Here is a 21,725-nt window from a genome sequence, read left to right on the forward strand (position 1 = left end):
GAGGTAGAGCTGGTCGTTCACATCCTCCGAGCGGGTCTGCGCGGTGAAAGTGAAGACCGCATCGTCGATCCCGAAATCGAAGCCGAGCTTGCGGCCCGTGGCCAGCCGGTCGATCTCGTTCTGGCCGAGCTCGCCCAGCCCCGACCCGACCAGCGCCGCCTCGCCGAGCGAGGCATAGACGGCGTTCTTGTCGTCGAACGCCCGCATCCCCGCGCCGAAGCGCACGCGCACGGTGACGCGGCCGGGTTCGGCATCATTGGCCCACAGCAGCGCCTTCACGCCATTGGCGAAGTCGACCTGCTTGACCTCCAGCACACCGAGCGGCGCCTGCTTCACGATCGCGCCGGGCGAGCCGACAGGGGGCAGGTCGGCAAAGGAAATGGTCTGCGCCGCCAGCCGCGCCGAGCCGTCGACCTGCGCCTCGCTCGCGAGCGCCAGCCGCAGGGAATCGACATCGGCCTCGCCCGCGGCAGGGGTGACATAGACCGAGCGGGTCACCGTACCCTCGAACAGCGCCTTGGTACGGGCGAGCACGGCATCGGGCGTCAGGCGCGGCTTCATGCCCCGGAACACGTCGAGCACCACCTTGGGCGCGGCGACGGTCTCGCGGATGTCGACCGCGTTGACGACATTGTTGGCAAGCTCGCTGCCCGACTGGACGCTTTCCTGCTCGACCTGGTTGACGAAGCTCACCTCGAACTGGGCATATTCGCGGTCGATCTCTTCCTGCGTGGGCGGATTGGTGAGCGCGTCGGCGATGACGCTGCGGACATCGGCGAGCGCAGCCTTCCAGTCACCGGTGAGCGGCGCGAAGGTCACGAAGGTCGCATCGGCCGAGCGCGAGACATCGTCCTGCTGGACCTGCGCGTAAAGGAAGCTGCCGCCCCCGCGCGCGCGGCTTTCGAGGCGGCGGTTGATGATCGCCTGCGCGACGGCATCGGTCAGCAGGCCCTCGTTATAGGCAATGGTGTCCTGCACCTGCCGCCACGGGCGCATGATCGCGTAGGTGAGGCTGCGCGGCAGATCGGGCTCGACCCCCACGGCAAGCTCGCCGATGGGTGCCGAGGGGCCGGAGGCAGGCGTCACCGCTCCGGCAGGCGCGACGGGATCGCCGAAGTTGGGCGCGACACCGGGCTTGCCGCTGCCCTTCCAGTCGCCGAACCATTGTTCGACGAGCCCTGCGAGCACGATCGGATCGGCATCGCCGGCGACTACGATCACGGTGTTCTCGGGCCGGTACCAGCGGTCGTAGAAGGCCTGCACCGCCTTGCCATTGGCCGCGCCCAGCGTCGCATCCGTGCCGATCGGGTTGCGCACCGAAAGGCGCTGGCCGTGGAAGAAGGTCTGGCGCGTCAGGTCCGCCATGCGCAGCCCCGCCCCGCCCCGCTCGCGCTTTTCGGCGAGCACGATCGGGCGTTCGGCCGCGACGTTGGCATCGCTCAGCACCGGCTCGCGGATCATGCCCGACAGGAGCTTGAAGCTCTCTTCGAGCTTGGCCTGGTCGATGTTGGGAATGTCGAGCTTGTAAGCGGTGTGCGTAGGCGAGGTTTCGGCATTGGCATCGCTGCCGAAGGTCGCGCCAAGCCGCTGCCATGCCGAGATCGCTTCGGCCTTGCCCAGATACTTGCTCTCGCGGAACAGCAGGTGCTCCAGCAGGTGCGCAAAGCCTTGTTCGCTGTCCTGCTCATAGAGCGAGCCGGCATCGATCCGCACCCGGATCGAGACCTGCCGCGGCGGCACGCCGTTGCGGCGCACGGCATAGCGCAGCCCGTTCTTCATCTGGCCGAACAGCCACTGGCCATCGACCGGCACGTCCGAGCCCTTGTAGAGCCACGGCACGGTCTTGCCCGTCTGGAGCGCCTTCGGGGTCGGCACAGTGGCCGGGACGACGGGCTTGACCTCGACCTTGGGCGGCGGGGGCGCGACCTGCTCGGCAAGCAGCGGCTGGACCAGCGCGAAGGGGGCAAGCAGAAGGGCGAGCGCGCGGGTGGCGCGGGAAGGAGACGTCATGCGACAACTATAGGGAGCCAAAGTCTGAAGCGATAGTGAATGCTTTTCCATTGCTACGCTTGCTTCGCGCCGTCCGCCCGCCCGGCCCCTTGCCGCGCGCGCCCATGCGCCCTACTTGCACACCCATGTTCATCGAGACCGAAACCACGCCCAACCCTGCGGCGCTCAAGTTCCTGCCCGGCCAGACCGTCATGGCGGCCGGCAGCCGTGAATTCGCCACCCCCGAAGCCGCCGAGGCGAGCCCGCTTGCGCAGGCGATCTTCGATACGGGCGAGGTGGTGAACGTGTTTTTCGGGGCGGACTTCGTTTCCGTCACCGCCGCGCCGGGCGCCGACTGGGGCGCCCTGCGGCCGCAGGTGATCGCGATCCTGCTCGACCATTTCGTCTCCGAGGCCCCGCTGTTCACCCCCGGCACCGCGAGCGGCATCGCCGTTCCCCCGCCCGAGGAAGAGATGGCGGTCGAGGAGCGCCCCGAGGACGCCGAAGTCATCGCCGCGATCAACGAACTGCTCGAAACCCGCGTGCGCCCCGCCGTGGCTGGTGATGGCGGCGACATCGCCTACCGCGGCTTCCGTGACGGGGTGGTCTACCTCACCTTGCAAGGCTCGTGCTCGGGCTGCCCGTCGAGCACCGCGACGCTCAAGCACGGGATCGAAGGCCTGCTCAAGCATTACGTCCCCGAAGTGACCGAGGTGCGCGCGGCATGACCGTCCAGTTCCACGACCAGCCGCTTTCGGCCCAGGCGCTCGACCAGCTGTTCAACGAGGCGCGCAGCTACAATGGCTGGCTCGACAAGCCGGTGAGCGACGAACAGCTCCACGCGATCTGGGACCTGATGAAGATGGCGCCCACCTCGGCCAATATGCAGCCGGTGCGCATCGTGTGGGTCAAGTCGGCCGAGGCCAAGGCAAAGCTCGCCGAATGCGTGATGGAGGGCAACAAGGCCAAGGTCCTTGCCGCGCCCGTCACCGCGGTGATCGGCTACGACATCGATTTCCACGAGGAACTGCCCTGGCTGTTCCCCCACACCGATGCCAAGAGCTGGTTCGAGGGCAACGAGGCGAGCCGCGAGGAAGGGGCCTTCCGCAACTCCTCGCTTCAGGGCGCTTATCTGATGCTCGCCGCGCGCGCGCTGGGGCTCGATTGCGGGCCGATGTCGGGCTTTGATCCCGCCGCCGTCAACGCCGCCTTCTTCGCCGACGAGCCGCGCCACCGCGTGAACTTCATCTGCTCGGTCGGCTATGGCGATCCCGCGAGCATCTTCGGCCGCTCGCCCCGCCCCGAATTCGCCACCTTCAACCGCATCGCCTGACGCGCATCGCCGCTTGCGCGGGCCCTCGGCCTGAGGCAGGGCGGGACCATGCGGATGCTCGCGATCGAAACCGCCTCCGAAGCGTGCAGCATCGCCCTGTTCGAGGGCGATGACCTGATCGCGTCCGACCACCGCGCTATGGCGCGCGGCCATGCCGAAGCGCTGGTGCCGATGATCGGCGCGCTGCCCGACAAGGGGCGGAGCGAGCGCATCCTCGTCAGCCTCGGCCCGGGCAGCTTCACCGGCGTGCGCATCGGCCTTGCTACCGCCCGCGCGCTCGGTTTCGCCTGGGGGGCCGAGGTGCTCGGCTATCCCACCCTCGCACTGGTCGCGGCGCAGGCGCAGCAGGCCCATCCCGGCACGCCGCTCACGGTCTCGACCAATGGCGGGCACGGCGAGTGGTTCGTGGCGGATTTCGGCGCTGACGGATTGCCGCAGGGCGAGACGGTCTCGATCACCCCCGAGGCCGCGCGCAGCCGCCCGCGCGCCGCGCTGGTCGCGGGCAACCGCGCCGCAGCAATGGCGGAGCTCGATCCGGCACTGCCTGCCACCGTCCTCGACCTTCTCCCCGATGCCCGCGCCGTGCTGCATCTGCCGCCCGCGCTGCTTACTCCCGCCCTCGCTCCGATCTACGGGCGCGGGCCCGATGCCACCCCGATGGCTGCGCGCGTCCCGGCATGAGCGTCTCGCCCGCCCTCCTCGACCGGATCATGGCGGTGATGGAGGCGGCCTTCGATCCGGCCTATGGCGAGGCGTGGAACCGCCGGCAGGTGGCCGACGCCCTGACCCTGTCGAGCACCCATGCCCTGGTGGTGGATGCCGCGGGCCGACCGATCGCGGAGGCCCCCGACAACGCGCCCGCCCCGGCCGGCTTCGTCCTCACCCGCCACGTGCTCGACGAGGAGGAGCTGCTGCTCATTGCCGTCACGCCCGACGCGCGCGGCCGCGGTGTGGGCGCGGCGCTGCTCGAGCTGCTCTTCGCCGCCGCCCGCAATCGCGGCACGGCGAAGATCTTTCTGGAAATGCGCCGCGGCAATCCGGCGATCCATCTGTACCGCAAATTCGGATTCGAACCGATCGGCGAGCGCCGTAACTATTACCGGATGGCTAATGGCGAGCGGATTGATGCAATTACTTTCGGAAGATCAATCTAGTTTACAGCGGTTCATCGCATTCCGGTGAACAAGCAAAGCAACCTAGTTGCCAAGAGTATTCTCTTGCGCCATGGCGCAATTACAGGCGCGCCGAAAAAGACGCTTGAGAGGGACTCATGCAAGGTTTGGAAATCGATATGAAAGAAACGCTTATCACGCTGACGAGCGACATTGTCGCAGCGCACGTCAGTAACAATGATGTCGCCGTGGCTGATCTGCCGAGTCTGATCACCAACGTCTATGCCGCACTTGCCAACCTCGGCGAAACGCCCGTTGTCGAAGAAGCCAAGCCGCAGCCTGCTGTGGCCGTGCGCAATTCGGTCAAGCCCGATTACATCGTGTGCCTTGAAGACGGCAAGAAGCTGAAGATGCTCAAGCGCTATCTTCGCACCAATTACAACATGAGCCCGGAAGAATACCGCGCGCGCTGGGGCCTGCCGGCCGACTATCCCATGGTCGCGCCCAACTATGCCGAAAAGCGCCGCGATCTTGCCAAGAAGATCGGTCTGGGCCGCAAGCCCGGCACCACGGTCGCCAAGACCACGCGCCGCACCAAGAAGGCCTGATCTCCGGGCCTCGCAATCCGCTGTCGGCCGCCTCTGTTGAGAGGGCGGCAAGCCAGCTTGAGCAAGCAGCCTCGTCCCTGTAGGGATGGGGCTGTTATGCTTTTGGGCGGTCGCAGCTGAAAGTGCGATCGCACCGGGCGATGGAGCTTTTGCGTGACCCAGAAGATCGATCTCGAACAACTCTGCGCCGAGAAGGGCCTGCGCATCACCGAACAGCGCCGCGTGATTGCCAAGGTGCTGTCGGAGAGCGACGACCATCCCGATGTGGAGCTGCTCCACAGCCGCGCCGCTGCGGTCGATCCGCGCATCTCGATCGCCACGGTCTACCGCACCGTGCGCCTGTTCGAGGAAGCGGGCATCCTCGACCGTCACGATTTCGGCGACGGCCGCTCGCGTTACGAGCCGGTGCCCGAAGCGCATCACGATCACCTGATCGACGTCGAGACCGGCAAGGTCGTCGAATTCGTCGATCCCGAGGTCGAGGCGCTGCAGCGCCAGATTGCCGAGCGGCTCGGGTATCGCCTGGTCGATCACCGCATGGAGCTCTACGGCGTCCGTCTCTCCCGCAATGACTGAGGCAGAGCTGCGCGAGGCGGCCGCGCAGGGGCTCAGCACGCCGGTCAGCCTCGCCGGCTGGATGCGGATCGCCCTGCGTGCCGCCGGGCTGATTGCGTTGCTGCTGGTGTTCGTGCCGCTGCACTACCTCTACCGCGTCGTCTCTTACGGATCGCCCTTCCCGATGCTGTTCCTGCGCTTTGCCGCGCGGGTGTGCGGCGCGCGGGTGGAGACGCACGGGACGCACCTCAAGCGCGATGTGTTCTTCGTCGCCAACCACGTCTCGTGGCTCGATATCCTCGCACTTGCGGGCGCGAGCGGAACGGCTTTCGTTGCCAAGGCCGAGCTGGCCGATGCCCCTGTGGTCGGCTGGCTCGCGAGCCTCAACCGCACGGTCTTCGTCAAGCGCGAGCACCGGATGGGCGTGGCCGAGCAGATCAATGCGCTCAAGGAAGCGCTGGTCGACAACTGGTCGGTCACGGTCTTCCCCGAAGGTACCACCACCGACGGGCAATCGCTGCTGCCGTTCAAGACCTCGATGCTCTCGGTGCTCGAGCCTCCCCCGCCGGGCGTGCTCGTCCAGCCGGTAATCATCGACTACGGACCGGTTGCCGAGTGGATCGGGTGGATTGGGCAGGAAGGCGGCGTCAACAACGCCAAGCGCGTGCTGTCGCGCAAGGGCACCTTCCGGTTGCGGCTATTCTTCCTTGAGCCTTTCAGCCCCGAGGAGTTCAAGGGCCGCAAGGCGATCGGCCAGGAATCGCGCCGCCGGATCGAAGAGGCGCTGGTCGACATCCTCGGAAAGCCGCTGCGCCCCTTCGCGCACACCGTTGCCCCGGTGCGCTACGAGCCGAAGAACGAAAGCGCAGACTAGAGCCCGGCTCTGACCAGCCAGTCGTGGAAGATCCGCACCGGGCGGCTTTCCAGCGCGACCGGCTTGCACACAAACCAGTAGGAATAGGGGCTCTCCACCGGCACGCCGGGGAGGTTGATCAGGCGGTTGTCATTGGCGCGGCGCAGGTGGTCGTCGTGCATGATCGCGATGCCGAGGCCCTGGGCGGCGGCTTCCAGCATCAGCGCGCCGGAATCGTAGTGGTCGATCGCGGCCGGATCCATCGTGTCGAGACCGTTCGCCTTCTTCCACGCCATGAAGCTTTCGGGCAGCTCGTTGTGGATCAGGAAGGTCTGCTTGGCCATCACCTCGGGCGTGATGTCGGGGCCGATCGCGCGCGCCGTCTCGCGCGAGCAGATCGCATGGACGAGGTTGTGATCGAGCCGCACCGCATGCAGCCCGCTCGCCGGCCCGCGCGACAGGATGATCGCCGCATCGAGTGTGTCGCCGACCCGGTCTTCGAGATGCGGCGCGGTGTCGATGTCGATGTGGAGCAGTGGGTGGCGCTTGCGCAGCTCGCCGAGGCGCGGAAACAGGCGCTGGCTGCCGAACATCGGCAGCACCCCGAGCCTGAGGCGCAGCAGCGCAATATTGTCCGACTGGCTTTCCACCGCGCGGGCGAGCGCTTCCATGTGCGGGTTCACCGCCTCGTAGAAGGCCTGACCCTCGTCGGTCAGTTGCATCGACTGCCGTGCGCGGGTGAACAGCTTCTTGCCGACGAATTCTTCCAGATTGCTGATCCGCCGCGACAGCGCCGAAGGGCTGAGGCCGATCTCCTCGGCCGCCGCGCGGGCAGAGCCCAGACGCACGGTGCGCATGAAGGCTTCGAGAGCGCGAAGAGGCGGCAGGCGGCGTGCGGGCATTCTCATATCTCCTCAGTGCCAGAAGATACGCCCGGGCGCGCCGTTGGATGCAAAAAATCGAAGAAAAATTGTGGGCAGAGGCGAAAAGTTGCGCCTACTGCACCTCTTCCTCGGTCACGGGGGGATGAAGGCGCAGGCGCGTGACGTGGGTTTCGTCGCCGGCCGTCACTTCAATGCGCCAGCCGCTCGGATGTTCCAGCACCGTGCCGACCGATGGCACCGCCTCGGCCAGCACGAAGGCGAGACCGCCGATGGTGTCGACCGCCTCCTCGACCTCGGCAAGGCGCGGGTCGATCTTTTCGGCGATGTCGTCCAGCTCGGCGCGGGCGTCGAGATCCCACATGCCCTCGCCGATCGGCGTGATCAGTTCCTGCGGGGTCTCGTCATGCTCGTCCTCGATCTCGCCGACGATTTCCTCGACCAGATCCTCGATGGTGATGAGCCCGTCGGTGCCCGAGAATTCGTCGAGCACGATCGCGAGGTGGACGCGCTGGGTGCGCATGTCGGCCAGCACGTCGAGCGCCCCGCGCGCCTGCGGCACGTAGAGCGGCTGGCGCATCAGCGTGGTCCAGTCAGCCGGCGGCGGGGTGCCGTTGGCGAGGAAGGGGAACACATCCTTGATGTGGATCATCCCGATCACCTGATCGAGCGTCTCGCGGTAGACCGGCATGCGCGAATGGCCGTGCTCGCTGAAGGCGGCGACCATCTCTTCCCAGCTGATCGAGGCCTCGACCGCGATGATCTCCCCGCGCGGCACGGCGACATCGTCGGCATCATGTTCGGAGAAGTGGAGCAGGTTGCGCAGCATCTGGCGCTCCACCCGCGACAGGTCGCCGCCGGTGCTGGAACTCTCGTCCCCGCCGGAGACGCCGTTCTCGTCCTCGTGCTCGTCGATCGCTTCCTCGAGCTGCTCGCGCAAGCTGCGCGCCGCTTCGAGGCCAAGCATCTTGCGAAGCGCAGACATCAGTCCGCTGCTACTGTCCGCGTCTCCCGATTGAGATGCGGGCGAATGGGAATCGGCCATGGCCTTGCAAGTGGCTCCTGTTGCTACCTGTCGCCATATGGGTCAGCGATGCCCAGTTTGGCAAGTATGCGGGTCTCCAGCCCCTCCATAGCCTCGGCCTGCTCGTCGGAATCGACGTGGTCGTGACCGGCGAGATGCAGCAGGCCGTGGACGATCAGATGCGCGGCATGGGCTTCGAGCGTGATGCCCTTCTCCGCCGCCTCCCGCGCGCAGGTGGCATAGGCGAGCGCTATGTCGCCGAGCAGTTCGGGCGGGCCATCCGGGGCGAGGTCTTCCAGTTCCTCGCGTTCGAGCATCGGGAAGGACAGGACGTTGGTCGGCTTGTCGCGCTGGCGCCATTCGCGATTGAGCGTGTGGACCTCGTCGTCCGAAGTGAACAGCAGACTCACCGCAAGGCGCGGGTTGGCGAGCAGCGGTTCGCCTTCCCCCGCCGCTTGCGCAGCGCGCGCGGCGAGCGCTTCCCATTCGCCGGCTGGCCAGTCTTCGATGTCGATCTCGAGCTCCATGGGGAGCGCCCTTAGCGCGGTTTGCGTCCGCGCGGAACGGGGCTCAGTCAGCCGCGAGCGGTGCGAGGTCGCGCTGCCCCAGCGTCTCGGGCACCGGCACCGCAAGGCCGGAGGCGGCGGCAAGCTGTCCGATCCACTGCGCGACCTCGGCGATTTCCTCGGTGATGACGGGGGTTTCGGAGCGCACCACGTCTGCCGCGCGCAGTGTGGCGTAATCTGTGCCGGTCTTGGCATCCTCGGCAAAGGCGGGGCCGGCGACGATCCGCGCGATATCGCCGGGTGGCAGGTCGAGGCGCAAATGCGCGCTGGCCGCCGCCAGCGTCGCGGCCCTGTTGCCGGTCAGGCTCTCGGCATGGAGCACTGACAGCCGCGACCCGACCTCGGGCACGCTGACGCGGTCGAACCAGTTCTGCATCAGTAGCCAGCCGAGGGCCGCCACCTGAAGATCGGTCAGCGCGTTCAATTGCCCCTTCAGAGGCGCGATGTCGCCCGCATAGGTCGCAGCGACGAGCAGCGCCTGCCGTCCCCATTGCCGCCCCAACAGGCCCTTGCGCGCGATGGATTGCAGATAGGCCTCGAGCCGGTTTGTAATGATCACCGCGCGCGCATTGGGGCTCTGGCGCAGGATCATCGGGATCAGGCGGCCGGGATAGTTGCTCGGCTTGACGATCACCGCCTCGCGGCCGCGGTGCGGGCGGAACAGCAGGGTGGTGAGAGCGGCAAGCAGCGCCGGATCGGGATCGCCCTCGCGCGCCAGATCGTTGAGGATGCCAGGCTCGTTCAGCCCCAGCGCCCGCTGCGATCCGCACAGCGCGCGCAGCAGCAGGGTCGAGCCGCAGAAGCCCGAATGGAAGATGAAGCGCGGCGGCAGGGTCTCGGCGCGCATCGCAAGGACTGCGTCGATCGGCAGCCATGCCTCGGCCTCGCCGCGCTGGTCGGCAAGGAAGGTGCGATCGTCGAATGCGGCGCGGGTAAAGCGCACGAATTGCACCGCGCGCCGACGGGTGTCGAGCCGGTAGGGAAGCCATTCGGGATTGGCCGCAATCTGCTCGGCACTCGCCATTGGCGAGCTTTGTCAGAGACTTGCCAATGCAGGTCTTTGATCTGGGTTAGGTTTTTGATGCCGCTGGATGACGCACCCCGAGCGGCTGCGACGAACTGTGCCCTTCGCGCGCCGCGTGACGGATCAGTCCTCGTCCTTGCCCTCGTAGGCCTCGACGATGCGGCCCACGATCGGGTGGCGGACCACGTCGGCGGCGGAGAAGCGGATCGTGCCGAAGCCCTCGACACCCTCCAGCCGCTCGACCGCATCGTTCAATCCGCTCATGCGCGGGCCGCCGGGGATGTCGACCTGCCGCGGGTCGCCGCAGATCACCATGCGGCTGTTCTGCCCGAAGCGGGTGAGGAACATCTTCATCTGCTCGCGCGTGGTGTTCTGCGCCTCGTCGAGGATGATGAAGCTGTCGGCAAGCGTGCGCCCGCGCATGAAGGCGATCGGTGCGATCTCGATTTCGCCATTCGCCAGCCGCCGCTCGACCTGTTCGGGCGGCATGCAGTCGTTCAGCGCGTCATAGAGCGGGCGCAGATAGGGATCGACCTTCTCCTTCATGTCGCCGGGGAGGAAGCCGAGCTTCTCCCCCGCCTCGACCGCAGGGCGCGAGAGGATCAGGCGCTGGACGCTCCCGGTGATGAGCTGGCTCACCGCCTGCGCTACCGCGATATAGGTCTTGCCAGTGCCAGCCGGGCCGAGGGCGAAGATGATGTCGTCCTTGGCGAGGCTGCGCATATATTCGATCTGCGTCGCCGAGCGCGGCACGATGGTTTTCTTGCGCGTGCGGATCATGATCGGCGGCGCGCCGTCGTCGCCCGAGATGATGCCTTCCAAGGTCGGTTCGGCCGACATCGCGATCAGGCTCTCGACCGCGCCGCTGTCCAGCGCCTCGCCGCGGGCCAGACGGTCGTACATGGTCTTCAGGGTTTCCCGCGCCCGGGCGACGTCGTCCTCCGGGCCTTCGATCACCACCTGATGCCCGCGAGCGTGGATATAGACCCCGAGCCGGTTCTCGACCTGCACCAGATTGGCGTCGAACTGCCCGAACAGGGGGCCGAGCAGCGCCTGGTTCTCGAAAGTGAGATCGACACGCGCGCGGCGCTGTGCGGGGATGCCACGCGGATCGGGCGAGAGCGCCGGGTGCCCGGCACGGGAGGGTCGTCGGCCCATAAGGTCCTTTGCTTGAAGGCCAAAGGACGATCCTTTGCCCTTGAGTCGCAAGCCTAAGCCGCAAGCGCGCCTTGGCAAGCCGGGTGCGGCGAGATGGTGGGGGAAAGTCACCGAAGTGCCACGATCGCTGCGTTGCGGCGGATTTCGGCTCGTCGCAATCCGTGGTCCGGTTAACCTGCCGTTCAGGGACAAAATGTTGATTTTGCCTCATAAAGGAGTCGCCCATGCCGAAGCATCGTGTCATTCCGCTTGCCCTTGCCGCCGCCGCGTTTGCGTCCACCGCACAGGCTCTGGCCGAGACCCCGCCTCCCCCTGCCGACGCCGCCGCGCTGGCCCGCACCGTGGCCGGCGATCCCGAGGCCCGCCGCCCGCTCGCCAAGCTGCGCAGTGCGCTGTGTCTCGTCGTCGCCGCCGAGGACGAGGCCTTCGCGCGCACCGTCGCCGAGCGGATCGTCGATAACGCCCGCGCCGCGGGTATCCGCATGCGGCAGGAAGGCTGCAGCGCCAACGCTCTGGTCAATTTCACCGATGACGCCCGCACCCAGCTTCAGGGCGTGCGCGAGGATGGCCGCAAGCTCTTCCGCCGGATGAGCGAGAAGGAGATCGACGCCGCCCTCGCCGCGCGCGATCCGGCCTATGTGTTCCAGGCCGTCGAATGGACCCCGCGCCTTGGCGAGGGCGATGCCTTCGTCGGGGTTGCGGGGAGCGGGGACAACTGGACCAAGGAACGCTCCTACCTGCGCACGCCCGAGGATCTGGTGACGACGATGGTGGTGGTCGACAGCAAGGCGGTGGCCGGGTTCTCGCCGGTGCAGCTGGCCGATTATGTCACCCTGCGCCTGCTCGCTCCGACGGGCGAAGTTGCCGCGGACCATCCCGCCGCGCCGCGCACCATCCTCTCGCTCTTCGCCGCCCCGCAGACGGCCCCGACCGAGATGACTCCTTTCGACCGCACCTATCTTCGCACGCTCTACAAGATGCCCCGCACCGCCTTTGCCGAAGAGGTCCTGAACGAGGTCGCGCGGGTCGCGGCGAAGTAGTCAGCCGGCTTTCACCAGCCCCTTCAGCGAGTTAGGCCCGGCTTCTGCCAGTTCGACTTCGACCAGATCGCCGATCGCGGCGGGGGCTTCGAACCACACGCTCTGGAGCCAGGGCGACTTGCCGAGCCACTGGCCGGGATGCCGTCCGGTGCGCTCGACGAGGACGGTGCAGGTCCTGCCCACGCTCGCCTGATTGAAGGCATACTGGTGCGCGCCGATGCGCTGTTGGAGACGTTGGAGTCTTTCAGCCATCACCTCGGGCGCGATCTGGCCCTCCATGCTCGCCGCGGGGGTGCCCGGACGGGGCGAATACTTGAAGCTGAAACAGGCCGCGTAGCGCACTTCGTCGACGATGCCGAGCGTGTCCTGGAACTCTGCCTCGGTCTCGCCCGGGAAGCCGACGATGAAGTCCCCCGAAAGCGCGATATCGGGCCGCGCGGCGCGGAATTTCTCTATCAGTTTCAGATAGCTGTCCGCCGTGTGCTGGCGGTTCATGGCCTTGAGGATACGGTCGTTTCCGGCCTGCACGGGGAGGTGCAGATAGGGCATGAGCTTGGCCACTTCGCCATGCGCGGCGATAAGGTCTTCGTCCATGTCGTTGGGGTGGCTGGTGGTGTAGCGGATGCGCTCCAGCCCATCGATCCCGGCCAGCACCCGGATCAGCCCGCCGAGGCCCACCTGGCGCCCCTTGTCGTCCTCGCCGCGCCATGCGTTGACGTTCTGGCCGAGCAGCGTGATCTCCTTCGCGCCGGCCTCGACCAGCTTGTGCGCTTCATCGACCAGATGCTTGAAAGGTCGCGAAATTTCCGCGCCGCGGGTATAGGGCACCACGCAATAGGTGCAGAACTTGTCGCACCCTTCCTGCACCGTCAGGAAGGCGCTCGGCCCGCGCTTCTTGCGTGCCGGTAGGGCATCGAACTTGGCGATCGCGGGCATGTCCGTATCGGTCGCGCGCTCGCCTTTCTGTGCCTTATCAAGCATTTCCGGCAGACGGTGATAGGCCTGCGGGCCGACGACGATGCTCACCGCGGGCGCGCGCGCCATGATCTCCTCGCCCTCGGCCTGGGCGACGCAGCCGGCCACCGCGATCATCGGCTGCTTGCCCGCTTCCTTGCCCGCCAGCACCAGCCGGCCGATGTCGGAATAGACCTTTTCCGCAGCCTTTTCACGGATATGGCAGGTGTTGAGGATGACGAGATCGGCCTCCTCGCCCTCCGGCGCGGGGGCGATGCCGCGCTCGCCCAGCAGCTCGGCCATGCGCTCGCCGTCATAGACGTTCATCTGGCAGCCGAAGCTCTTGACCCTGTAGGTCTTGGGGGGCGTTTGCGGTTTCATGGGCGGTGCGCCCTTAGCGCCAAGCGGCCCCGCGTTCAACGCCCGCGCAGCAGCGATGTTTCACGTGAAACCGCGTCACAAGAGGGGGCTAGCGGGGGTCTGGCAGGGGTCAAGAGGGCTCTGGCGGGGGTCTGGAGGGGTTCTGGCACCCCGCGACACCCGCCTGGCGCGGGGGAGCATCAGCGGTCTTTCCCGTCTCCGTCACCATCACCAGCTTCGGCCTTGTCTTTGCCCTTCCCGCCATCCTTCTCGTCCGGCTTGGCGATGTGGACGCAGGCCGCAACCGGCGCTTTCTGGCGGCCGGGATGCACCTTGTCATCGGAGCCGCATTCGACCGGCGGCTTGGGCACATTGTTGGCCCGCACCATCTCCAGCGCATCCGCGTCGTCATAGGCCGCGATCCACGTGATGCAGTTGGCGAGCGCGCGCACCTTGTACTTCTTCAGCGCATCGGCATTGGGCTGGCAGTTGAGCGTGAAAACTTCGGCCGCCGGCTCGACCATCAGGCGCGGCAGCTTGCGCAGCAGCTCGCCGCGCTCGTTGATCACCAGCCGGTTGATGTCGTTCTCGGTCCCGTCCGCGCGGTAGAAGGGCGAGACATTGAACATATAGGCCCGCACGTCCTTGTGCCGCGCCGACACCTCGATCGCGAGCGCACCGCCGAGCGAGTGCCCGGCGACGATCCACGGGACATCATCCTTGAAGCGCTTGGTCTCGTTCTTGAAGGCGTCCAGCGCGAGTGCGATCTGATCGTCGCGCAAGGTGCCATAGAACACGTCGGTCAGCCCCTCGCCGACCTTCACGTCAGTCCCGCGGAAGGCGAGAATGCGGACGATGGGCTTGCGGTCTGCCGAAGGGTTGCTGCCGGGGGCATATTCCGCGAAGACCTCGTAATCGAAGCCGGTCTTCCGATCGCTTTCGGAGATGGGCAGACGGCCGATCTTCCGGAGCCGCGAGCCGAGCTTTGCGAAGGCGTCCGTATCGGCATAGGCATTGGTCGCTGCGACCGCATAGGGCCACGCTTCCTTCGCCGCCTCGCGCACGAAGGGACACCACCCGCCCGGCTCGTTGCGGCAGGGCGAACGCGATTGCGAGATATCGGGAAGCGTGGCGCAGGCCGACAGAGCGAGGCCGAGCAGCGAGATCAGTATCAGGCGCAGAGGCCGCGGCATCATTTGCGGCGGTTCAGGGGTGCAGGAATGGTCATGTGCGCGCTGGCGCTAGCCCATATCCGCCAGCCGTTCAATCGCGCGCCCGATCCGCTCGGTCCGAGGGCGGTGCGGCTGGGTTCATACCGGCAGCGGCTCGATCACCGGGAATCGAAGCGCGAGGCTTGCGGATCGCCCTGCCACTGCCAGCTGAAGCCGGAATGCCCGCGCTTCTGTGCCAGTTCCAGTTGCAGCCGGACCCACTGCTTGCGGCCCTCGCGGTGGGCGCGGTGAACCTGCTGGTCGGCGATATGCTCTGCGAGCGGCCGGTCCGGGCATTTCGCCCAGCGCTTGATCCGCCCGATATCCTTGACGAGGGCGTTCTCGGTCAACGCCGCCGCGTCCTCGCCAAGTGCTTCATAAGCCGCAAGCGCGCCGGCCGCCTTGCGGCGGTCGGCGCGGTGCGATTTGGCCTTTCGCAAGGGGATCGCCTTGCGCGACGCCTTGTCGTTCGCCCGATAGCCGTTGCGCCGGTCCTTGGCATAGGACAGCGCCTTCTTCTCGCCGGGCGAACGCTGGCGCTTGCGGGGCATTACCCCACCGTCGCCTTGACGATCTTGCCGGGCGCGCGCGGCGGTTCGCCCTTGGGGATGGCGTGGACGTGTTCCATGCCGCTGATCACCTGGCCCCACACGGTGTACTGCTTGTCGAGGAAGCGCGCGTCGTCGAGGCAGATGAAGAACTGCGAGTTGGCGCTGTTGGGGTTCTGCGCGCGGGCCATCGAGCACACGCCTTCGACGTGGGGCTCGGCGTTGAATTCGGCCGCGAGGTCGGGCTTGTCGCTGCCGCCCATGCCGGTGCCGGTCGGGTCGCCGCCCTGCACCATGAAGCCGGCGATCACGCGGTGGAAGATCACACCGTCGTAGAAGCCTTCCTGCGCCAGTTCGGTGATGCGCGCGACGTGGCCGGGGGCGAGATCGGGGCGCAGCTTGATGACGACATCGCCGGTCTCGCCGGTGCCGTTATCGAGGGTGAAGGTGAGGGTTTCGGCCATTTCGGGGTATCTCCTGCGTGAATTTGCTCGCGCTTTTAGCACCCAATCCGGCCCTGTCACCCTCTGCGCTTGCTTTTGCCTTCTCCCCGCCTAAACCGCCCACATGGCCGACGAGCGCATCCTCGAAGACGAGCTTCTGGCGGGCGATCCCGCAGAGGTCGCGGTGCGCCCGGACGACCGCGTCGACGATGAACGGCACGACGAGGAGAACCGGCTCAAGCCCAGCTTCGTCAGTGCGGTGCACGAGGCGCTCGAGGCGGGAGACAAGGGCGCGGTCTATGACCTCGTCGAGCCGCTCCACGCCGCCGACATCGCCGACCTGATCGAGCTGCTGGAGCGGTCGGAACGCGCGCTGCTCGCCCGCACCATCACCGACCTGATGACCAGCGACGTGATCGCGGAACTCAACGATTACGTGCGCGAGGACCTGATGGAGGCCCTGCCCGCGCAGGCGGTTGCCACCATCGCCGAACAGCTCGACACCGACGATGCGGTGCAGCTGATCGAAGACCTCGACGAGGCCGACCAGCGAGCGGTCATGGCCGAGCTCGAGCCGGAGACGCGCGAGGCGGTTTCCAGCGCGCTCGCCTATCCCGAGGAGACCGCGGGCCGCCTGATGAGCCGCCATTTCGTGGCGGTGCCCGAGCATCTCACGGTCGGCGATCTCATCGATTACCTGCGCGAAGACGGCGATCTGGAGCATGACTTCTTCGAAGTCTTCGTGATCGACGAGCGGCACCATCCGGTCGGCACCTGCGCGCTCTCGTGGATCCTCACCACCCCGCGCGGGGTAAAGCTGACCGACGTGATGAAGCGCGACCAGACCCTGATCCCTGTGACGATGGATCAGGAAGAGGCCGCGCTGATGTTCCAGAAATACGCGCTGATCTCAGCCGCGGTGGTGGACGAGAGCGGGCGGCTGGTCGGGCAGATGACGGTCGACGACATCGTCCACATCATCTCCGAAGAGGCGGGCGAGGACGCGCTGCTTTTGAGCGGTGCGGGCGACGGCGACATCAACGAGCCGATCCGCGAGGCCTATGCCGCGCGCGTGCGCTGGCTGGTGGCGAACCTCGGGACGGCGGTGGTGGCTTCCTCGATCATCGCCTTTTTCGGCGCGGCGATCGAGCAGCTGGTGGCACTCGCGGTGCTCATGCCGATCGTCGCGAGCATCGGCGGCAATGCGGGGACGCAGACGATGGCCGTGGCGGTGCGCGCGATTGCGACCAACCAGCTGACCCGCTCCAATACCCGCCGCATCCTGTGGCGCGAGTTCAGGGTGGCGCTTTTGAACGGCGGCACCATCGCGGTGTTGATCGGGTTGGCGGCGGGCTTCCTGTTCACCCCGATGATGGGCGTGGTGATCGCGATGGCGATGATCATCAACATCGGTATCGCGGGCCTTGCGGGCGTGCTGGTGCCGGTGATCTTCGAGCGGCTGGATCAGGACCCGGCGGTCGCCAGCAGCGTGTTCGTGACCATGATCACCGATTCGATGGGCTTCTTCGCCTTCTTAGGTTTGGCAGTGGCGATGGGTCTGGCCGGCTGATAGCCCTCTCTCCCAACGATAATGGGAGAGAGCAATGGCAGGACGGGTGAGCGGCAAGGTTGTGCTGCTGACGGGCGGTGCGATGGGCTTGGGCAAGGCCGCCGCGAAAGCACTGATCGCCGAGGGCGCTACGGTCATCATCACCGATATCGACGAGGCGGCTGGACGCGCGACGGCGGCCGAGCTTGGCTGTGGCTATATCCGGCAGGACGTCACCGACTGGGCGCGCTGGCAGGAGGTGATCGCCGAGGTCGAGGCCTCGCATGGCCGGCTGGACGTGCTGGTCAACAATGCCGCCATCACCGTCTTCGGGAGCATCGCCGACATCTCGCCGGAGGATTTCCGCCGCTGCTACACCGTCGACGTCGACTCGATCTTCATGGGCTGCAAGGCGGCGATCCCGCTGATGGCGAAGGGCGGCGGGGGCTCCATCGTCAATTTCTCGAGCGCCGCGGGCAACAAACCCTCGCCCGATCTGGCCGCCTACAACTCCGCCAAGGCCGCGGTGGTGACGCTCACCAAGTCGATCGCGCTCTATTGTGCGCGCGAGAAGAACGGGGTGCGGGTCAACTCGGTCCAGCCCGGCACGATCCTCACCCCCAATGTCGAGAGCGTGATCGCGGGCACCCCCGATCCCGACGCGACCCGCGCGGCGTTTTCGGTCGCCCAGCCCATCGGCCGCATGGGCGAGGTCGAGGATATCGCGCATCTCGTGGTCTATCTTGCGAGCGACGAGAGCAAGTTCGCCACCGGCGCGCCATTCATTGTCGACGGGGGCCTCAGCATCGCATGAGCGCGGACGACCGCTTCGCCATTATCGACCTCGCCGCACACTACATGCGCGGGCTCGACCGGCTCGACGGCGCGCTGCTGGAGGCGCAGTTCTGGCCGGAGGCGCGGTGCGAATACGGGGTGTTCTCCGGCTCCCCCGCCGACTTCGCGGCCTTCTGCATGGAGATGCTCAAGGCGCACCAGCGCAACCACCACTTCGTCGGCCAGCACCTGATCGACTTCACCGGCGCGCACGAGGCCTATGGCGAGGTCTATTACCAGGCCTATCACCGCGTCTTCGATGACAGCGGCGACCCTCGCGACCTGTTCATCGCCGGACGTTACGTCGACCGCTACGAGCGCCGCGACGGCATCTGGAAGATCGCCTACCGCTCGGAGCTGGTCGACTGGGTGCGCGATGATCCGGCCACCGACGCGATGGTCGCCGTCACCCCTTTCATCATGGGCGAGCGCAAGCCCGCCGACCCGCTCTACCACCGCGAGGCGATGCGGTGAGCCGGCCCGACCTCACCGCCCCCGCCGACCCCTCGCTCGCCCCGGGTGAGGCGCGCTGTCCGGGGCCTTCGATGCAGGACATCCTCGATGCCGACGGGGACAATCCCCCCGCCGCCATGCGCGCGCAGAGCTACACCTTCCTCGGCGACAAAGACCTGCCCTTCGCCCGCTACACCGACCCCGCGTTCCACGATCTCGAGATGGAGCGCCTGTGGCCGAACGTGTGGCAATGGGCCTGCCGCGAGGAGCATATCCCCGCGCCCGGCGACCGCTATGTCTATGACGTCGGCCACCACTCGGTGCTGGTGGTGCGCGGAGCCGACATGGCGATCCGCGCTTTCGTCAATTCCTGCCCGCACCGGGGGATGAAGTTCGCCGCCGAAGGCTCGCGGGGCGTGCGCCGCGCCAACATCCGCTGCCCGTTCCACGGGATGAGCTGGAACCTCGACGGCACCTTGCGCGAAGTCCCCTGCCGCTGGGACTTCCCGCATATCACCGACGAGAATTTCGGCCTCGACGAAGTCGCCTGCGACACTTGGGGCGGGTTCGTCTTCATCCACATGGGCGAAAACCCGCCGCCGCTCGCCGAACAACTCGAAGTGATGCCGGAGCATTTCAAGCTCTGGCCGATGCACGACCGCTACGTCGCGCTCCACACCGAGAAGGTGCTGCCGGCCAACTGGAAGATGGCGATGGAGGCGTTCCTCGAGGCCTTCCACGTGCTCGAGACCCACGCGCAGGCGGTCTACACCGCTGCCGATGCCAATGCGCAGTACGACATTTTCGGACGCCACGTGTCGCGCTTCATCCACGCGGTCGGGGTGCCCTCGCCGCACCTGCGACAGGAGGTGAGCGAGGCGACATTGTTCGGCAAGCTCGGGCGCGATCCGGCTGCCCTGCCGCAGGGGGCCAAGGCCCGCGCCGAACACGCCAAGCTGCTGCGCGAGGAACTCGGCGCGGCCTTCGGCACCGATCTGTCGGGCGTCTCCACCACCGAGATGATGGATTCGATCGAATACTTCCTCTTCCCCAATGCCTTCTTCTTCCCCGGCATCGGCATCCGCCTGTGCTACCGCTTCCGCCCGCTGGGGCCGGACGCGTGCCTGCACGAGATTCTCGTCCTGCAACCCCTCCCTGCGAGCGGCGAGCGCCCTGCGCCTGCCACGCCGATCCGCCTCGGGGTGGAGGACAGCTACACCACCGTCCCGGGCTTCGCGCTCGCCGAGATTCTCGATCAGGATACCGAGAACCTCAAATTGCAGCGCGACGGGGCAAAGGCATCGCGGAAAGGCGCGCAGACGCTCGGCAATTATCAGGAAGCGCGCATAAGGCGGCTGCATCTGACGCTCGACGAATACCTCAGCCGTTGACTTGCGCGCCCCGGTGCCGGAAAGCCGGAGCATGCCGCTTCACCTGACCAAGATCGCCTTCGGGGCGAAAAGCTATGCGCATCTCGAAAGCTGGTATGAGGGGCGCGGCGCCATCGCGCTCACCACCCGCAACCGCCCGACGCGGCACGAGGAATGCGTGGGCGGATCGCTCTACTGGATCATCAACCACGCGATCGTGGCGCGCTCGCCGATCCTCGGCTTCGAGAAGACGCAGGACGGGCGCTGGGACATCGTGCTCGAGCCCAAGCTGATCCGCGTCCACACCCAGCCCAAGCGCGCGCATCAGGGCTGGCGCTATCTCACCGAGGACAAGGCCCCGAAGGACGTCGCCGAGGGCGAAGACATCGGCGATGCCCTCCCCGGCAAACTGGCGATGAAGCTGGAGCGGCTCGGCCTCGTCTAGACGCCGCCCTAAACCCCTCTGCGCCCGCCGGTGCAGCACAGGAAGCTGGCGCCGGTGAGGATCATGTTGATCCCGACGATGATGCCGAGGAAGGCGACCGACCAGCCGCCCGGCAGGCCCGCGAGCACCAGCACGCCGAGCAGCAGAGACAGCAGGCCCGAGGCAAGGAACAGGCCCCAGGCGCGGTCGGGGCGGATGCGCAGCGCGAGCATCACCCGCGCCGCACCGTCGGCGGCGAAGACCGCGCCCAGCAGCGCCGTCAGCGCGATCAGCCCGGCGAAGGGATCGAGGATCACGATCACCCCGCCCACCAGATAAAGCAGCCCAAGCACGATCTGGAGCGTGAAACCCCGCCAGCGCCGCGCGCGGAAGGCATGGGCGAGCGTCGCGAAGCCTCCCGCCATCAGCGCGATACCCGCGACCAGATTGACCGAAAGTGCCGCCACCAGCGGGAAAGCCAGCGCCAGCAGGCCCACCGCCACCAGCAGGATGCCCAGCAGGATGAAGCCGTCCTGCCCGGCCGAGCGGGGGGCGCGGGCAATATTGTATTGTGCCTTGGGGTAGGCCGCCATTCGTCAATTCTCCCGGAACGGGCGCGACAATGCGCCGGGCAGGACGCGTGTCGTCCCGCCCGGCGCTGTGTCAACGTGGTGCGGCTCAGAACCCGACGGCGCGTGCGTTGCCCGCGTTGTGGCCCCCGTTGCGGTAGAGCACTTCGCGGATCTTCTCCTCGTCGAGGCCGATATCCTCGACCGTCACCACCACGCCGCCGTTCTTGATGCGGTCGTTGTAATAGGTCGCGTCTTCCTCGCTCACGCCGTGCTTGGTGAGGGTTTCGTTGAGCGTGCCGCCGATCGCGCCGAGCACCGCGCCGACGCCGATCGCTTCGGGAACGGCGGTCGCGGCGATGGCACCGGCTGCGGCGAGCGGACCGACGCCCGGGATCGCGAGCGCGGCGACGCCGAGGCCCGCGCCGAGCGCGCCCCCGCCGAGCACGCCGCGCAGCACATTGCGGTGATCCTCGTCGGTCACCTCGCCATCGCCGCTGCGCGCAGTGGTGGTGCCCTTGTGGTGGGCGATGACCGACATGTCATTGTCGCCGATCCCCATCATGCGAAGGTCGCTGACGGCGCGCTCCGCCTCGGCGTGGCTGTCGAAAATCGCGGAAACCTTGGACATGGGTGTTCTCCTGCTGGAATGGGGCGTCCGGCCTGTGGTGCCGGATCGCGTGGCTCTTCCTTGCAGGGGTGCGCCGGGCGCGGCGCTGACATGGGTGGCTGATGCGCCCCCGTGCGACGCGGTTTCGGGGCGGGTGGCCGCGCTGCTGCCCCAATCTCTTCCCCGTCATGCTGAACGTGTTTCAGCATCCATCAATCCGTCAGCGTCGTCGGTGCTCGCGGCGTGATGGACCCTGA

At 67.1% G+C, this 21,725-nt stretch carries 25 protein-coding genes; 13 read left to right on the forward strand and 12 right to left on the reverse strand.

What is annotated here, in order from left to right; translation table 11 throughout:
• Positions 1-2,010, reverse strand: a 2,010-nt coding sequence (locus tag BZF57_RS06665; RefSeq protein ID WP_086736037.1) for a M16 family metallopeptidase, incomplete at its 3' end; no start/stop codon positions are given.
• 125 nt (positions 2,011-2,135) lie between these two features.
• Here BZF57_RS06665 and BZF57_RS06670 point away from each other — a divergent pair.
• The 7 genes from BZF57_RS06670 to BZF57_RS06700 all read left to right on the forward strand — a co-directional run bounded on the left by BZF57_RS06670 (position 2,136) and on the right by BZF57_RS06700 (position 6,471).
• Positions 2,136-2,717, forward strand: a complete 582-nt coding sequence (locus BZF57_RS06670) for a NifU family protein (RefSeq protein ID WP_086736040.1) — start codon at positions 2,136-2,138, stop codon at positions 2,715-2,717.
• Positions 2,714-3,322 carry a malonic semialdehyde reductase gene (locus tag BZF57_RS06675; protein WP_086736042.1) on the forward strand — a complete coding sequence of 203 codons (609 nt, stop codon included), beginning with the start codon at positions 2,714-2,716 and terminating at the stop codon, positions 3,320-3,322. Before BZF57_RS06670 ends, BZF57_RS06675 begins: the two co-directional genes overlap by 4 nt.
• A gap of 48 nt (positions 3,323-3,370) precedes the next feature.
• Positions 3,371-4,003 carry a tRNA (adenosine(37)-N6)-threonylcarbamoyltransferase complex dimerization subunit type 1 TsaB gene (gene tsaB / locus BZF57_RS06680; RefSeq protein ID WP_086736044.1) on the forward strand — a complete coding sequence of 211 codons (633 nt, stop codon included), beginning with the start codon at positions 3,371-3,373 and terminating at the stop codon, positions 4,001-4,003.
• The gene (locus BZF57_RS06685; RefSeq protein ID WP_086736046.1) at positions 4,000-4,476 is read left to right on the forward strand and encodes a GNAT family N-acetyltransferase; all 477 of its coding nucleotides are present in this window, start codon (positions 4,000-4,002) and stop codon (positions 4,474-4,476) included. Before tsaB ends, BZF57_RS06685 begins: the two co-directional genes overlap by 4 nt.
• Positions 4,477-4,592: 116 nt before the next feature.
• A complete protein-coding gene (locus BZF57_RS06690) occupies positions 4,593-5,042 on the forward strand; it encodes a Ros/MucR family transcriptional regulator (RefSeq protein WP_086736049.1) in 450 nt (149 codons plus the stop codon).
• Between the two features lie 153 nt (positions 5,043-5,195).
• Positions 5,196-5,618 carry a Fur family transcriptional regulator gene (locus BZF57_RS06695; RefSeq protein WP_069311290.1) on the forward strand — a complete coding sequence of 141 codons (423 nt, stop codon included), beginning with the start codon at positions 5,196-5,198 and terminating at the stop codon, positions 5,616-5,618.
• Complete coding sequence (locus BZF57_RS06700; RefSeq protein WP_086736051.1) at positions 5,611-6,471, forward strand: lysophospholipid acyltransferase family protein; 861 nt, start codon at positions 5,611-5,613, stop codon at positions 6,469-6,471. Before BZF57_RS06695 ends, BZF57_RS06700 begins: the two co-directional genes overlap by 8 nt.
• Here BZF57_RS06700 and BZF57_RS06705 read toward each other — a convergent pair.
• From BZF57_RS06705 to BZF57_RS06725, 5 genes are all read right to left on the reverse strand, one after another.
• A complete protein-coding gene (locus tag BZF57_RS06705; RefSeq protein ID WP_086736053.1) occupies positions 6,468-7,352 on the reverse strand; it encodes a LysR substrate-binding domain-containing protein in 885 nt (294 codons plus the stop codon). The two genes, BZF57_RS06700 and BZF57_RS06705, sit on opposite strands and share 4 nt — an antisense overlap.
• A gap of 94 nt (positions 7,353-7,446) precedes the next feature.
• Positions 7,447-8,316, reverse strand: a complete 870-nt coding sequence (locus BZF57_RS06710) for a hemolysin family protein (protein WP_420810170.1) — start codon at positions 8,314-8,316, stop codon at positions 7,447-7,449.
• A gap of 83 nt (positions 8,317-8,399) precedes the next feature.
• Positions 8,400-8,882 carry an rRNA maturation RNase YbeY gene (gene ybeY, locus BZF57_RS06715; RefSeq protein WP_086736057.1) on the reverse strand — a complete coding sequence of 161 codons (483 nt, stop codon included), beginning with the start codon at positions 8,880-8,882 and terminating at the stop codon, positions 8,400-8,402.
• Between the two features lie 43 nt (positions 8,883-8,925).
• The gene (locus BZF57_RS06720; RefSeq protein ID WP_086736059.1) at positions 8,926-9,945 is read right to left on the reverse strand and encodes a hypothetical protein; all 1,020 of its coding nucleotides are present in this window, start codon (positions 9,943-9,945) and stop codon (positions 8,926-8,928) included.
• Between the two features lie 123 nt (positions 9,946-10,068).
• Positions 10,069-11,103 (reverse strand): PhoH family protein, encoded by a 1,035-nt coding sequence (locus BZF57_RS06725; RefSeq protein WP_086736061.1) that lies wholly within the window; start codon positions 11,101-11,103, stop codon positions 10,069-10,071.
• 224 nt (positions 11,104-11,327) lie between these two features.
• Here BZF57_RS06725 and BZF57_RS06730 point away from each other — a divergent pair, with 224 nt between their 5' ends.
• Positions 11,328-12,143, forward strand: a complete 816-nt coding sequence (locus BZF57_RS06730) for a hypothetical protein (protein ID WP_086736063.1) — start codon at positions 11,328-11,330, stop codon at positions 12,141-12,143.
• On the opposite strand, the gene miaB is transcribed toward BZF57_RS06730, so the two are convergent.
• The 4 genes from miaB to BZF57_RS06750 form a co-directional block, all read right to left on the reverse strand.
• Entirely contained in the window at positions 12,144-13,478 is a 1,335-nt protein-coding gene (gene miaB, locus BZF57_RS06735) for a tRNA (N6-isopentenyl adenosine(37)-C2)-methylthiotransferase MiaB (protein WP_086736065.1), read from the reverse strand.
• A gap of 179 nt (positions 13,479-13,657) precedes the next feature.
• Positions 13,658-14,653 carry an alpha/beta hydrolase gene (locus tag BZF57_RS06740; protein ID WP_086736067.1) on the reverse strand — a complete coding sequence of 332 codons (996 nt, stop codon included), beginning with the start codon at positions 14,651-14,653 and terminating at the stop codon, positions 13,658-13,660.
• Between the two features lie 134 nt (positions 14,654-14,787).
• Complete coding sequence (locus tag BZF57_RS06745; protein WP_086736069.1) at positions 14,788-15,219, reverse strand: hypothetical protein; 432 nt, start codon at positions 15,217-15,219, stop codon at positions 14,788-14,790.
• Entirely contained in the window at positions 15,219-15,680 is a 462-nt protein-coding gene (locus BZF57_RS06750; RefSeq protein ID WP_086736071.1) for a peptidylprolyl isomerase, read from the reverse strand. The genes BZF57_RS06745 and BZF57_RS06750 overlap by 1 nt, the downstream gene beginning before the upstream one ends.
• A gap of 103 nt (positions 15,681-15,783) precedes the next feature.
• Here BZF57_RS06750 and mgtE point away from each other — a divergent pair, with 103 nt between their 5' ends.
• From mgtE to BZF57_RS06775, 5 genes are read left to right on the forward strand one after another with little or no spacing between them, the layout of a single operon-like run.
• Positions 15,784-17,229, forward strand: a complete 1,446-nt coding sequence (gene mgtE, locus BZF57_RS06755) for a magnesium transporter (protein ID WP_086736073.1) — start codon at positions 15,784-15,786, stop codon at positions 17,227-17,229.
• Positions 17,230-17,263: 34 nt separating this feature from the next.
• Positions 17,264-18,022: a glucose 1-dehydrogenase gene (locus BZF57_RS06760; protein ID WP_086736075.1), complete on the forward strand. Its 759-nt coding sequence runs from the start codon at positions 17,264-17,266 to the stop codon at positions 18,020-18,022.
• Positions 18,019-18,516 (forward strand): nuclear transport factor 2 family protein, encoded by a 498-nt coding sequence (locus BZF57_RS06765; protein ID WP_086736078.1) that lies wholly within the window; start codon positions 18,019-18,021, stop codon positions 18,514-18,516. The genes BZF57_RS06760 and BZF57_RS06765 overlap by 4 nt, the downstream gene beginning before the upstream one ends.
• Positions 18,513-19,886 carry an aromatic ring-hydroxylating oxygenase subunit alpha gene (locus BZF57_RS06770; RefSeq protein ID WP_086736081.1) on the forward strand — a complete coding sequence of 458 codons (1,374 nt, stop codon included), beginning with the start codon at positions 18,513-18,515 and terminating at the stop codon, positions 19,884-19,886. The genes BZF57_RS06765 and BZF57_RS06770 overlap by 4 nt, the downstream gene beginning before the upstream one ends.
• A gap of 31 nt (positions 19,887-19,917) precedes the next feature.
• A complete protein-coding gene (locus BZF57_RS06775) occupies positions 19,918-20,310 on the forward strand; it encodes a DUF1489 family protein (RefSeq protein ID WP_086736084.1) in 393 nt (130 codons plus the stop codon).
• An 8-nt stretch (positions 20,311-20,318) separates the two neighbouring features.
• Here the strand turns inward: BZF57_RS06775 and BZF57_RS06780 are convergent, their stop codons facing one another.
• A complete protein-coding gene (locus BZF57_RS06780) occupies positions 20,319-20,882 on the reverse strand; it encodes an HdeD family acid-resistance protein (protein WP_086736087.1) in 564 nt (187 codons plus the stop codon).
• Positions 20,883-20,967: 85 nt separating this feature from the next.
• Positions 20,968-21,489, reverse strand: a complete 522-nt coding sequence (locus BZF57_RS06785; RefSeq protein WP_086736090.1) for a hypothetical protein — start codon at positions 21,487-21,489, stop codon at positions 20,968-20,970.
• Positions 21,490-21,725: the final 236 nt, after the last annotated feature.

The sequence above is a fragment of the Erythrobacter colymbi genome (genome assembly GCF_002155685.1).
Classification (GTDB): Bacteria; Pseudomonadota; Alphaproteobacteria; order Sphingomonadales; family Sphingomonadaceae; genus Erythrobacter; species Erythrobacter colymbi.